The organism is Spirosoma terrae (assembly GCF_010435915.1).
Classification (GTDB): Bacteria; Bacteroidota; Bacteroidia; order Cytophagales; family Spirosomataceae; genus Spirosoma; species Spirosoma terrae.
On record NZ_JAAFZH010000004.1, the window covers coordinates 159,729 to 172,811 of the forward strand.

Annotated in this window: 11 protein-coding genes and 1 tRNA gene; 3 read left to right on the forward strand and 9 right to left on the reverse strand. The window is 44.1% G+C overall.

Annotated features, from left to right (window positions below; all coding sequences use genetic code 11):
- Window positions 1–41 precede the first annotated feature (41 nt).
- Window positions 42–1,700 (reverse strand): TldD/PmbA family protein, encoded by a 1,659-nt coding sequence (locus tag GK108_RS11070; RefSeq protein ID WP_163947389.1) that lies wholly within the window; start codon window positions 1,698–1,700, stop codon window positions 42–44.
- A gap of 467 nt (window positions 1,701–2,167) precedes the next feature.
- On the opposite strand from GK108_RS11070, the gene GK108_RS11075 reads away from it, so the two are divergent.
- Both GK108_RS11075 and GK108_RS11080 read left to right on the forward strand, forming a co-directional pair.
- Window positions 2,168–4,969 carry a M14 family metallopeptidase gene (locus GK108_RS11075; RefSeq protein ID WP_163947391.1) on the forward strand — a complete coding sequence of 934 codons (2,802 nt, stop codon included), beginning with the start codon at window positions 2,168–2,170 and terminating at the stop codon, window positions 4,967–4,969.
- An 872-nt stretch (window positions 4,970–5,841) separates the two neighbouring features.
- Window positions 5,842–6,081, forward strand: coding sequence for a hypothetical protein (locus GK108_RS11080; protein WP_163947394.1), 240 nt, complete (start codon window positions 5,842–5,844; stop codon window positions 6,079–6,081).
- Between the two features lie 85 nt (window positions 6,082–6,166).
- On the opposite strand, the gene GK108_RS11085 is transcribed toward GK108_RS11080, so the two are convergent.
- The 6 genes from GK108_RS11085 to GK108_RS11110 all read right to left on the reverse strand — a co-directional run bounded on the left by GK108_RS11085 (window position 6,167) and on the right by GK108_RS11110 (window position 10,520).
- Entirely contained in the window at window positions 6,167–6,562 is a 396-nt protein-coding gene (locus GK108_RS11085; RefSeq protein ID WP_163947397.1) for a DUF983 domain-containing protein, read from the reverse strand.
- Between the two features lie 128 nt (window positions 6,563–6,690).
- On the reverse strand, window positions 6,691–7,560 hold the full coding sequence (locus GK108_RS11090) for a helix-turn-helix domain-containing protein (RefSeq protein WP_163947403.1): 870 nt from the start codon (window positions 7,558–7,560) through the stop codon (window positions 6,691–6,693).
- A 104-nt stretch (window positions 7,561–7,664) separates the two neighbouring features.
- A complete protein-coding gene (locus tag GK108_RS11095) occupies window positions 7,665–8,441 on the reverse strand; it encodes a MerR family transcriptional regulator (protein ID WP_163947408.1) in 777 nt (258 codons plus the stop codon).
- Window positions 8,442–8,686: 245 nt separating this feature from the next.
- On the reverse strand, window positions 8,687–9,151 hold the full coding sequence (locus tag GK108_RS11100; protein ID WP_163947412.1) for a hypothetical protein: 465 nt from the start codon (window positions 9,149–9,151) through the stop codon (window positions 8,687–8,689).
- A gap of 292 nt (window positions 9,152–9,443) precedes the next feature.
- Complete coding sequence (locus GK108_RS11105) at window positions 9,444–10,178, reverse strand: GAF domain-containing protein (protein WP_163947415.1); 735 nt, start codon at window positions 10,176–10,178, stop codon at window positions 9,444–9,446.
- 255 nt (window positions 10,179–10,433) lie between these two features.
- Window positions 10,434–10,520 (reverse strand) — tRNA-Ser (locus GK108_RS11110).
- Window positions 10,521–10,741: 221 nt separating this feature from the next.
- On the opposite strand from GK108_RS11110, the gene GK108_RS11115 reads away from it, so the two are divergent.
- The gene (locus GK108_RS11115) at window positions 10,742–11,050 is read left to right on the forward strand and encodes a hypothetical protein (protein WP_163947418.1); all 309 of its coding nucleotides are present in this window, start codon (window positions 10,742–10,744) and stop codon (window positions 11,048–11,050) included.
- 38 nt (window positions 11,051–11,088) lie between these two features.
- On the opposite strand, the gene GK108_RS11120 is transcribed toward GK108_RS11115, so the two are convergent.
- Complete coding sequence (locus tag GK108_RS11120) at window positions 11,089–11,745, reverse strand: GDSL-type esterase/lipase family protein (protein ID WP_163947421.1); 657 nt, start codon at window positions 11,743–11,745, stop codon at window positions 11,089–11,091.
- 111 nt (window positions 11,746–11,856) lie between these two features.
- Window positions 11,857–13,059 (reverse strand): chromate efflux transporter, encoded by a 1,203-nt coding sequence (gene chrA, locus GK108_RS11125; protein ID WP_163947424.1) that lies wholly within the window; start codon window positions 13,057–13,059, stop codon window positions 11,857–11,859.
- Window positions 13,060–13,083 lie beyond the last annotated feature (24 nt).

Here is a 13,083-nt window from a genome sequence, read left to right on the forward strand (position 1 = left end):
GCCAACTGACCATTATCAGCCAGGAGAGTGACACAAACTAATTAAATGTTTCTTCCCGTGTTGATAACGTTTACATTGTTGAAACGAGTAGTTGGGCAACCGTGCGATACGGCGCTTACCTGCGAAGGCTGGCCTTTTCCATCGAAGAACGAGCCAAATGTACGGTAATCGTCTTTGTCGCAAAGCTGAGCGCATGAATTCCAGAACTCCTGCGTGTTCGATTGATACGCTACGTCGTCCATCATCCCAACAATGGCCCCATTCTTGATTTCATAGAATAGCTGGCCACCAAACTGGAAATTATAACGCTGCTGATCAATCGAATAGGAACCACGACCAATGATATAGATCCCTTTTTCGACCCCTTTGATCATATCGCCTACCGAGAGTTTTTCGGTTCCTGCTTTCAGCGATACGTTCGGCATCCGCTGGAACTGAATCGAATCCCAGTTATCGGCGTAGCAGCAGCCATTCGATTCATTTTCGCCCAGAATTTTAACCTGATCGCGAATAGCCTGGTAGTTCACCAGAATACCATCTTTGATCAGATCCCACTGCTTGCCCGGAACCCCTTCGTCGTCATAACCAACCGTACCGAGCGTATATGGCTGAGTTTTATCGGCAACGATATTGACTAACTTGCTGCCATAATTGAACGACTTAGTCTTCCATTTGTCGAGCGTAGCAAAGCTGGTACCAGCGTAGTTCGCTTCATACCCCAACACACGATCCAGTTCGAGTGGGTGCCCAACCGATTCATGAATGGTTAGACCAAGGTGGTTCGGATCCAGAACGAGATCGTATTTACCGGGCTGAACCGATTTGGCGGTCAGCTTTTCTTTCGCCTGTTTAGCGGCCAGAATCGCATCTTCAACCATATCGTATGAGTTCCGATAGCCAACCAACCCATTCGGTGCCAGAATTTTCTCAGACGCTAAGCCTTCCAGATATTCGTAGCCCATGCCCATTGGCGAGCTGAGCGCATCCCGTGTTTTAAACTTACCGGCGCCACGGTCAACGGCCGAAACTGTAAATGTTGGCCAGATCCGATGCACATCCTGATCGATGTATGAGCCATCGGTTGAGGCAAAATACTTTTGTTCGTTGATGAAAAAGAGGTTAGACGTAACGAAAGCGGCTCCATTTTTCATGGCTTCGCCGTTTACTTTCATCAGAAGGTCTATTTTCTCCTGAACGGGTACTTCAAAGGCATTCTTTTTAATGGGCGTTTTCCAGGTCACCTCTCCCACACCCTTTTGAGGAGCTAGCTGAACGGGTTCTTTCTGGATTTTCGCATTGGCTTTGGCAATAGCGACAGCCGTTTCAGCACATTTGGCAATACCATCGGGCGTTACGTTATTAGTAGCCGAAAAACCCCAGGTCCCATTGGCAATTACCCGAATACCAACCCCAAATGATTCCGCATTGACGAGGTTTTGAACGCGGGTTTCACGCGTAAATACGTACTGCTGCAAATAACGACCGATACGCACATCGGTATACGTAGCGCCTTTGCTCTTAGCCGCATTCAGGGCAATATCGGCCAGGCGTTTCTTGGTAGCGACATCCACCCCAGGTTCAAGCAGATGTTCTGGCGTTACCGATCCTCCCAGCACCGGAATACCGGTTGCCGGAATGCCTGCCGCCAGCAATGCCCCCATGCCCATACCAGAGAGGTGAATGAAATTTCTTCTCTTCATGTGTTAAATTAAGGTATTATACTTAGTTGTTGACTTGTCTACACATAGACGTAATAGACAGGGAAATGCGAATATGGCTAAAAATGCTGTGCAGGACAATGGACACCCAAATTTTTGCCATGAAATGCGGCAAACTATCAGAATATTCGTCTGATTAATGAACATCGACTAAAAATTAAAGCGCATATTTTGGCAATAGACCTACTCATCCACCAAATAGGTAATTATCATAGGAAGGCAATCGTACTAAGTATTTTTTTTATTCTTTCCAGAAGCACAATAATTAACAAGCTGCCAATTTCTTAATTAAGTTTATACGCGGTAATGAACCTCTCTTTTCCTTTTTGGACTTTGAAAAGAATATCTACGAAATATTCTGGTAGCTATATGCTATTTTTTCCAAATATTCTATTCTTACAAAAAATAGCGAGACCAAAACACATTACCCTAAACTAACTCAATTTACCATGTCCAAATTTTTCCGATTAGCAACTGCCTTATTACTACTGATTCAGGTCAGTGGGTGGTCGCAAACACTTCCATCACCCAAAGAACATTTTGGTTTTAACATTGGCGATGACTACCATCTCGCTACGTACACGCAGACCGAAGCTTACTTTAAAAAGCTGGCTACCTCTGACCGTACCAAACTCGTTGACATTGGCATGACTGAAGAAGGTCGTCATCAGTATATGCTGATCGTGTCTTCGCCCGAGAACATCAAAAAACTGGATCGCTTTAAAGAAATCTCCCAAAAACTTGCTCGTGCAGAAGGGCTGTCGGAAGAACAGGCCCGCGCACTGGCCAATGAAGGAAAAGCGATTGTCTGGATCGATGGTGGCCTCCACGCTACCGAAACAGTGGGTACCCACCAATTGATTGAAACTGCCTGGCAATTGGTCAGCAAAAAAGATCCTGAAACACTACGTATTCTGGATAACGTAGTGATCCTATTGACACACGCCAACCCAGATGGTCAGGAGCTGGTCAGCAACTGGTATATGCGCGAGCCTAAACCAGAAAAACGCACACTCGACCATCTGCCCCGGCTTTACCAGAAATACGTTGGTCACGACAACAACCGCGACTTCTTCATTATGAACATGAAAGAATCGCAGAATATTGGTCGTCAGTTGTTTGTTGAATGGATTCCGCAGATCATGTACAATCACCACCAGCGTGGTCCGGCGGGTTCGGTGCTGGCAGGTCCTCCCTATCGCGATCCGTTCAACTACGTATTTGATCCGATGATGGTTACGGGTATCGATGCCCTTGGTGCAGCCATGATCAACCGGCTCAATGCAGAAAATAAGCCAGGTTTTACCCGGTTAGGCGGTTCAGTTTTCTCAACCTGGTATAATGGCGGCTTGCGTACCACCACTCACTTCCACAATATGATTGGTCTGCTGACCGAAATTATTGGTGGTCCTACACCGGAGAACATCCCGGTTGTTCCTCAGCGCCTGATTCCAAACGGCAATACTCCATTCCCGGTTACGCCCCAGAAATGGCACTTCAAACAATCGATCGATTATTCGCTTTCTCTCAATTACGCTACGTTGGATTATGCAGCCCGTCACCACGATGAGGTGCTGTACAATATATATCGGATGGGTAAAAACTCCATCGACCGGGGTAGCAACGATTACTGGACGCTTTCGCCGAAACGCATTGATGCGATTAATCAATCCTTCATGGCCGATCAGAAGAAAACACCGGGTGCAGCGGCTAGCACTACGCCTGATCTTTATGGCTTCCTGCCACGTGGAGGTGGTGTACCGCAGAAGTATTACGACACGATCATGAAAGCGCCGGTGCTACGTGATCCACGAGGCTTTATTGTTACGGCCAACCAGCCTGATTTTGGCACCGCCACCAAATTCATCAATGCACTGATAAAAACAGGTATACAAGTACAGGAAGCAACCGCTGACTTCACGGTAGCAGGCAAAAAATATCCGGCCGGATCGTACATTGTTAAGACCGATCAGGCTTTCCGTCCGCACATTCTGGATATGTTTGAACCACAGGATCACCCGAACGACTTCCAGTATCCAGGCGGCCCGCCAGTACGTCCCTACGACGCTGCTGGCTGGACACTTGCCTATCAGATGAACGTTAAATTTGATCGCATTCTGGACGGTTTCGACGGTCCATTCAAAAAACTGCCTTACGGCGAGCTTCAATCCCCGAAAGGTCATATCGACGCTACGTCGGGGGCGGGTTACGTATTAAGTGCCAAAGCGAACAACTCGTTTATTGCCGTCAATGATCTGCTTCAGTCGGGTGTTGAGGTTTATCGTTTACCAGCTGGTGCATCGGCCAAAACTGCCATTGAATCTGGTTCTTTCTTCATTCCGGCTTCAGCCAAAGCCAAGACCGCCCTGGACAAAGCCTCGAAAGAGCTGGGCGTAGATGTTATTAGTCTGGCCAAACGACCTTCGGGAGCGCTGGTAAAAGTGGCGCCTATGCGTATTGCGCTCTGGGATACCTATGGAGGATCGATGCCATCAGGCTGGGTACGCTGGCTCATGGAGCAGTATCATTTCCCGATCAAACAAATTTATGCACAGGACATCGATGCGGGTGATCTGAAAAAGAAATACGACGTTATTGTGTTTGTGACCCGTGCGATTCCAGCTCCTGGCAATGCAGGCGGTCGGGGCGAAAGCGAGTTCTTTATGAGCCGCGAACCCAAAGCCGAAGAATTACCCGCCGAATATCGTCCGTGGGTAGGTCGTATCACAAGCGAGAAATCGATCCCTCAACTGAAAAAATTCCTGGAAGCAGGCGGTAACGTAGTGACCATTGGAACCAGTACCAATCTGGCTTATCATCTTAACCTACCGGTGAAAAACGCGCTGGTTGAAATGACAAATTCCGGCGCAGAGCGTCCATTACCTGGTGAGAAGTATTACATCCCTGGCAGTATCTTACAAGTAACGCTCGATTCTACGCAGCAGGCTACCTGGGGTATGCCAACATACACCGACGTTTATTTCGACGCCAGCCCCGTGTTTAAAATTGCACCCGATGCTATCGCTAAAGGTACTATTAAACCACTTGCGTGGTTTTCAACGGACAAACCACTACGTAGTGGCTGGGCCTGGGGGCAATCGTATTTACGGGATGGCGTAGCCGCGTTTATGGCACCCGTAGGAGCTGGTAAACTTTTTGCATTCGGACCCGAAATCACTTTCCGGGCTCAAGCGCAGGGTACGTTTAAATTGCTCTTTAATCAGCTATACACAAACTCGGTTAGCCAATAACAAAATCGTTTCTTTATACACGAAAAAGCCTGATCAATTTGATCAGGCTTTTTCGTAGGCATAATAACAATCTTCGGGTAACTCTATTCCTGAGATGTTTGTCATGCAACACGGACACCAGACTTCAATACTTGTTCCACGACATTCAGGACAAGGCATAGGAGGTATTTTACGGAATAAAACATCCGTCTCGTCGGGGTCATCTATATAACCGTTATTACAAAAATTAGAGCAGTATCGCCATCTGGTTTGTCCATAACCGCAGTTAGGGCATGGCGTACCAGTCAGCTCATAGTCAGTGTGACTAAATAACATGACCTTATATACTAATTAATCTATACTATTTACGTAAAAAGAAGCTTTTGGGATGTTGGCAAAGCAAATAATGTAGTTAGGCTGACAGGCTATGATGGTCAAAAAATAGAAATAAATCGTTACTGATTTGGGTAACAAAAGAAGGTAGATTTGGAAGGTATGTATCTGGTAACGTAATAATTAACCAAAATTACTAAAATCTACTAAACCAGTCAACTATATACACTTAATAAATAATACGCTGCACTATTTCACTACGTTTATTTATACTATTCAGCAATTTGGCCCCCCTTTTGCTTAGTGTTTACGTTAAGACGAGTTTTTCAGGAAAAGTAAGCGGTGTACGGCATGAATTAGCTTATGCTAAGACCTCCCTACTAAACATCATCTACCAATTTACTGCGTCTATAAACCAGAACTGAGGTTTGGTGATCTACGAGCGCCCTTTACTCTATCCTGACTTCCCGCTAAAAGTCACTTTTTATGGGCTACGAAAGTAACCTATTACTTTTTGCTCGTCTATAAACACTACTATCGAAATTGACGAATAAAAGATTATGTTTATTGAACAAACTAAGTATGATAAACTACCATTAGCCATTCAGATGGGTGCTCTTAAATTATGGGGGCATAAAATTACATCCTACGAAAGTTATAACTGCCCTTGCGATCTGTACCAATTCAACGATTTCTTTGCCGAAGTTTGCTACGGGCCAGACGGTCAGGTATGCAGGATCAGAACATTCTCCGACAAACAGCTTATTCGCTCATCGAAAGCGATTGCTTCTAATCCATGAACCCAGATCTACCGATGTAATGTCTTTCAAACAGGAAAAGCCCCTCCGCGGAGGGGCTTTTCCTGTTTGAAAGACATTACATCACTTACTTGGCAAGCGGTTCGTATTTATGGAAATAGCGAGGGTCAGGCGCAACAAAAATGGTAAGCCATGTCCGGCGAGCCATCCGAAAAAAATACGGAGTGAGAATAAAGAGGCTGGGAACTAGCCCCATCAAATAATAATCAAGATCGACGTCCAGCCAAGTTACTGTAATGAAAAACGTTAATAGTATCCAGATCGTAAAAAAAGCATAGCTTACGAACATAGATGCCCAGTAAAAACCAGGCTCGGGCATAAAGTTTTCGTTGCAATGCGGACAACGCTCATGCATTTTATCAAAGTGGCGACTGAAGGCGCTTGGGGTAACAAAAAAATCGCCCTGATGACAACGGGGACATTTATTGACAGGAATGCTATATAATCGACTTTCGGAAAACATGGCTTTGGGGTCTTATGGCTTATAGAACTCGTCGACTGACTAATTTTTATAAGTCTATTTGTATAGCACAAAGATAGAGGGCAGCTAACCAATTATTGAATGACAGACTAAGCTAATCATGGTACAGATCAACGATGATGCGCTAAAGAGTCTCTAAATTCGGCCGGAGTTTGTCCGGCATTTTTCCGAAAAAAACGAACGAAATAAGATGGATCATCAAACCCGATCTGAAAAGCTACTTCCTTGACCGATTGACTGGTATGGGTCAGTAAACGCTGGGCTTCTACTACTAATCGTTCATGAATTAATTGACTGGCCGTTTTACCCAGTACTTTTTTACAGATATGATTCAGGTAATTGGGCGTTAGGCTCATCTGGTAGGCATACTCTCGTACTTCACGAACAGTTAGAAACTGGGCTTCAATTAACTCTTCATACTGCCGAATCCGGTCAAATAGCTGTGTATCAAAACCCGGCCACTGTTCGCTATAGAGCCGGTTGGCCGTCTCCAGAATCAAGTGCAAAAATGACAAAAATACGTCTGCACGATTAACCTGTTGTCGTTCATACTCCTCATATGCATGACTGAATAAGTCGCTAAACAGCTCCTGCCGATCGGCGGCCGTTAGCATCGGCATTTGCTGATGGGAGTGATAAAACGGATACTGATGTAATCGATTGCCAAATCGACTCCGAAAAAAATTAGCTTCAAAAAAGAGGTTATAGCCTAAAATATCAGTCGATAGTTCCCAACTGTGTACCTGTCCTGGTGTCAAAAAATACAGCTGATTGGCGGCTACTTCATAGGTCTTAAAGTCAATCGTATGACTACCACTCCCCTGACGTATCCACATCAGCAAGTAAAATGTATGTGAATGAGGATCATCGATTCCTTTAAACTCTTTTACTAATTTTTCGAGTCGTGTCATGTAGAAAAGGGCATGCTGTTCATGCCGGGGAAACGATTCGATTTTATAGATGGGAACCGATTTTGCCATTTAAGTCAATAAGTAAAGCGTATAGCACATCAGCATTCATGTAAACAACCATATCATCGTTCGTAGAGGTGAATCATACACCTGATTGGGAACGACAGCTTTGTTTACTTCGTCAATTGATTATCTACAAAGTAAATCATTGCTTTGTATAGGAACGTAGCGAATTCAGGATTTTCCTGACCCTGCTGACTAGTGTAACGCGGGTCGTCGATGTATAATTGAGCAAGTCCCTTATAAGCTTCCACCGGACTACAATTCCGAATAGAATTGCCCCAGAATGCCAGAATATTCGCATAATGCCGAGTAATCTGTTGTTGAACTTCCGTTGATGCAGGGTTCAGATATTTCATAGCCAGAAGTTGGCTAACAATATCTTCCTGATCTGTTTTTAATTGCTGAAAACCAACTTTACCCAAGGCCTTCAGCTTATTTTCACTTTCTTCAACTGTCTGGTCCCCATACTTTTCTATTGCTTCCTGTCGATATGCTTTCGCTGTATCTTTTGGAAAACCAGCATATAACTCTTCATCGGTTAGCATATTTCCTTCTCCTTTTAATTTCAATATCGTTTTGTCGATTGTATCCAGCAACACAGATAACCGCTTTTGTTGAGCAACAAGCACATTTCGGTGTATAGTCAACGCTGCAATGGGGTCAAAATCAGGCTTATCCAGTAGCTGTACAATATCGGCCAGTGAGAAATCAAGTTCTTTATAAAACAGAATCTGCTGCAACCGAATCAGCTCTTTTTCTCCGTACATTCTATATCTGGATTCGGTCCGGATGGCTGGTTTTAGCAGTCCCAATCGATCATAATGATGTAGCGTCCGTACACTAATTCCAGCTAATTGAGCGATTTTACGAACCGAATAAAGAGGCATGGAGCAATATATGTTAGGTCAATGTATAGTCTGTCTTTATACCGAAATCAGGCTCATGCCCTAATCTGCTACTGGCTATGCAACAAAGCTAGGCTATGACGTAAGGGGAGAGTCAAGTTAATTTTTACTTTTTTTCAAGTATCAACAAAAAACTGGCTCGACCAACGCAGCAGCTATTGATCGAGCCAGTTTTGTAAACGTAGTATAGCTAAGCCGATATTACTTCGTTTCTAGTCAATAATCCTCTACCGAAATTGTGGCGGAGGCAATATTTCACCAGAAGCAATCGCATTATCCAGGTCAGCGCAGAAGATCTCGGTATTATTGACGTTCAGTTCAGCACACATTTTCAACAGATACCTTCTGGCTCCACTCTGGGTTAATTTACCCACCACAACGCTTTTACCAACATATTTTGGTTTCATGTAGCTATACAACGCCTTGCCATCTAAATAGTCTGACTGCGCTTTAGTGGGATTTTCGTATATAAAGGCAAACTGAGCACTCGGCCCTGAAGCCTTCCCAAGCTCAAGAACGTCCCCTTCATGAATTACCCACCCTTGAATTGAGGTTTGATAACCCGATTTAATCCGGCCAGAGCCAACTACTGTGCTTGAAGCTTCTTTGGTAGTAACAGGCTTAGTTTGTGCGTAGGCAGCCATGCTACCCAAACAGGCAATTACCAATAAACTGATCTGTATTGATTTCATTATGGTCTTATCTCGATCAACGTTTCTGTAGCTCTGTGCGTGAATATTGATCAGATTTCAGAATAAGGCAATGCAACTTTTTCAGAAAACAATTAACTAAAATGCAAACAATTGCACTGATTAGCCTGTATCAATTCACAAAGTATATTCTTTACAGATATTATGCCAAATATTCTGTTCACATCTATTTGCTAAAAAAATCTTACTGTCTGCAAGGCACCACATCGTTTGGTACTGATTAACCAGAGACGATAATGTTGCGAAGTGTGACTTTACTTACCTACCGACTGCCCTACTCGTAGTGTTGCATTTTACTTATACCATCCTCGATGATACGTACTGTTTTCAAGGTGTCTTTGAGCAATGAAGAAAGTTTCTCCGGGTTCGGTTTCAAGGATTCCGTAACAACCTCTAGCACCGTATCATGGAGCTGGATAACGTTTGGCTTCACATTTTGGCGGGCAATAGTGGCCATTTTCTCCAATTCTGTGTTTCGAAGCTCCAGCAAATTCTTCAGTGTTTCCAGGGCTTTATTCTGCCTTCTCAATTCCAGCAGGTTAACAACTTGTTTAGCCAGGATTTTAAGTGCGTTCAATTGGCTCTGACTAAGTTCTCTGGGCGACTTATCAATTACACACAATGAGCCCAATGGATAGCCATCTTTATTCATCAGCGGGGCTCCAGCATAAAAAACAATATAAGGTTCTCCCAGCACTAATGGATTTCCGATGAAACGCTCATCCTGCCGGGCATCCGGCACAACCAAGATTTCTGTAGGATCTAGAATGCCATGCGCACAAAATGAATATTCGCGTGGCGTCTCCCTGTCTGTTATTCCCTGGGTAGATTTAAACCATTGGCGTTTGTCGTCAATAAGACTGATTAGTGAAATAGGAGTCTGGCAAAGTTCGGAAGCAAGTTGCGTAATTTCGTCATACTCCTGTTCAGGTATAGAATCAAGAATATCATAGCTTTTAAGGGCAACTAACCGATTCGTCTCGTCTGGATGGGGTATAGCGGTTTTCATATAAGCGTTGTATTGGGCTAAAATTCCACTAGTTACGTATTAAAATAACCATTCTCCTCTATTCTTGTCGGCGCTATAACACCTAGCTTCGGCTAACTGTTCAGTAAACATAAAAACAAATAATGTTTACTATTGATATAAATAAATTACCCGGTTCGGTTTGCTTATTGATCAGCTAATATAGTTCCCTAGCAATATAGCACGCAACAAAAAAGCGTAACGCATTGACCAGCAATACATTACGCTAATTCTATGCAGAGAGGAAGGGATTCGAACCCTCGATACGGTTGCCCGTATACACACTTTCCAGGCGTGCTCCTTCAACCACTCGGACACCTCTCTAGTTAGGTAAAACAGACTTATACAGATCCTAAAACTACCCACTCTGTCAAGTGATAACAGTCATAGTTTCTGCCATGTCTGATTTAACCGGGCACAAAAGTAGTAATTTTTAGCAGAAATTTGACTTTACTTTGCGATTTTCGACCCGAAATCCATTTTGAGCCTTATAAAGAGCTAAATAGGGTTATATATTTCCTGACAACAAAACCTGGTTACGAATCATGCTGTGGCAGAAAACGAAAAATTACACGAAGCAAATACTTAAGGAAGCGAATCTCGATCCGGTTCCGTACGCAAAAGATCGACTTAAATCGGAGTTCGCAAAAGCACTCCTCGAACCGCTGCCTGTGGAACAAATCGATTTAGGTGATTCAGTGCAGTTCCAGGCCGAAGCGATCGTGTTGTCTTTACCCGAATGGAAAGCAATTAAAGAGCAACTGAATGCTCTCCCAGCACTAAATGAAACCCAGCAGCGGGAAACGCTCTCCCATATTATTAATTCAGTAGAGAAGCAGCCAGAATACAGGTAACACGCTGAAAGGAAGGGAACCCAAAGGAATGTGCCGGACTATTCAACTGAAATAATCTTGTGCACTTCCTTTGCTATAGTTGCCGCACCAGCGGCTGTAGGATGGATACCGTCGATAAATTCCGAGCTTTTTGGCAGCATCAAATCATATAGATCAATAACGGGGGCATTCGCTTCCTTCGCAATTTCGTAAACTAGGGGAATTATTTCCTTTCTTACGACGGCAGAATCGACATCGAAATTCTTACTAAAGGCAGGAGGAGGAATACAGATAAAAACCTTGGGCGAACTAGATAATGATCGAAACGACTGGATCATCGCCATATAATCGCTCTTAAAATCACTCTTATATTGCCAGTTTTGCTTTTTTGAGTCATTGGTTCCGAACTCAATAACTACAACCGTTGGTTTCCATTGAAGAGCAAACTGATATTTCTCTGCACTCCAATACGGACTATCTCCTTTTTTCAATAAAGTAGTCCCCCCCACTCCATAGTTCAATACCTTATCCCCAGAATCGACCAGGTTTTGCAATTGATATGGGTACGTTTGCTCCACTGGCAGTACGTATCCGTCTGTTATACTGGTTCCGATACAGGCTATTTTTTCGTATTGCGGAAATACATCCTTTGTCCCACACCCCCAGAAAATAATAGGAAAGCAACTAAGAAAAATACCAATTATCCGATAACCCATTGCGCTCGTTAAATCTCCCTAGTGATAATCAGACAAATATACGAGCCGAATGGCTGGAATACGATCAAGAAGTAATTTCAGTACTCAATTTGAGTTAACGTAGCAGTTGCTTCACAGAAATATACCCGCTACTAAACCACCCAGCACGATGGCAAAAGGCGGAACTTTAGTATAAAGCAACAAACCAATTGTTATCAATACTACAGCGACGGAAGGCCAATGCGGAATCATCGGTTGAAAAAGGGCAATCGCTGCCGCTGCGGTTAATCCTGTACTGGCAGCGTTTACGCCATCCAAAGACGCTCTGACAACACGATAGCGCTTCAATTGCTCCCAAAAGCGATATACGAAGAAGATAAGGAACGTCCCAGGCAGAAAAATCCCTGCTGTCGACACAAAGCTTCCCCAAAACTGACCAGACAGCCCCTGATCGCGCATGGATAATGCACCAATATAGGACGCAAAGGCAAACACAGGCCCCGGCAACGCCTGTACAATCCCTAAACCGGATAGAAATTCTTCGCGGCTCAGATAATGCTTAAACGCCACAAACTCATTATATAGCATGGGGGTGAGTACTTGTCCTCCCCCAAAAACCAGGCTACCGTTTCGGTAAAAATTTTCGAACAAACGTACTGGTAATGATTGTGTAACTGCGCCTAGTCCCGCTGCACCTATTAATACGCCCAACCATAGAAAAAAATTAGCCCACTGCACCTGCAGGGGCTTTTTTTCCATCTTCTCCTGTTTCTCGTACGTCAGGGCTGTAGTTAAGCCTCCGGCAACGATAACAATTGGCGTCATGACGGGCGACCGAAATACATAGGCAACTAATGCCGCCGTGATAGCCAGAGCCAGACTGACCTGGTTTTTTATTACTTTTTGACCAATGCGGTAGCCAGCAACAATCAGAAAGCCTACCGCCATCGGTGGAATAAACCGGGCAAAACGTAACGATAAGTTTTGTTGCTCCAGGTAATACATCCCGATGCCCACTGCCGTCATAATACAAACAGCCGGCAATACCCAAATTAACAAGGTAACGTACGCCAGATTGGGGCCTCCGATCTTAAAACCAACAGCCGTTATGGTCTGTGTAGACGTAGGACCGGGCAAAATCTGACAAAGCGCATTCAGTTCGATCAACTCTGACTCTGTCAGGTATCGCCGTTTTTTCACAAATCGCTCATATATCATTGCAAAATGCACCTGTGGCCCACCAAAGGTGGTCAGCGACAAAATCAATACATCCTTGAGAAAAATAATGTACCGAATTCGTCGAACGGGCTGAACAGGGGTGATATAGGGCAGCATAGCTACATACGACAACGATCAGAA

Excerpts from the sequence above, each read along its gene's own strand:
- GK108_RS11070 (WP_163947389.1), bottom strand. The coding sequence starts at position 1,700 with ATGAAGAGAAGAAATTTCATTCACCTCTCTGGTATGGGCATGGGGGCA.
- GK108_RS11075 (WP_163947391.1), top strand. The coding sequence starts at position 2,168 with ATGTCCAAATTTTTCCGATTAGCAACTGCCTTATTACTACTGATTCAG.
- GK108_RS11080 (WP_163947394.1), top strand. The coding sequence starts at position 5,842 with ATGTTTATTGAACAAACTAAGTATGATAAACTACCATTAGCCATTCAG.
- GK108_RS11085 (WP_163947397.1), bottom strand. The coding sequence starts at position 6,562 with ATGTTTTCCGAAAGTCGATTATATAGCATTCCTGTCAATAAATGTCCC.
- GK108_RS11090 (WP_163947403.1), bottom strand. The coding sequence starts at position 7,560 with ATGGCAAAATCGGTTCCCATCTATAAAATCGAATCGTTTCCCCGGCAT.
- GK108_RS11095 (WP_163947408.1), bottom strand. The coding sequence starts at position 8,441 with ATGCCTCTTTATTCGGTTCGTAAAATCGCTCAATTAGCTGGAATTAGT.
- GK108_RS11100 (WP_163947412.1), bottom strand. The coding sequence starts at position 9,151 with ATGAAATCAATACAGATCAGTTTATTGGTAATTGCCTGTTTGGGTAGC.
- GK108_RS11105 (WP_163947415.1), bottom strand. The coding sequence starts at position 10,178 with ATGAAAACCGCTATACCCCATCCAGACGAGACGAATCGGTTAGTTGCC.
- GK108_RS11115 (WP_163947418.1), top strand. The coding sequence starts at position 10,742 with ATGCTGTGGCAGAAAACGAAAAATTACACGAAGCAAATACTTAAGGAA.
- GK108_RS11120 (WP_163947421.1), bottom strand. The coding sequence starts at position 11,745 with ATGGGTTATCGGATAATTGGTATTTTTCTTAGTTGCTTTCCTATTATT.
- chrA (WP_163947424.1), bottom strand. The coding sequence starts at position 13,059 with ATGCTGCCCTATATCACCCCTGTTCAGCCCGTTCGACGAATTCGGTAC.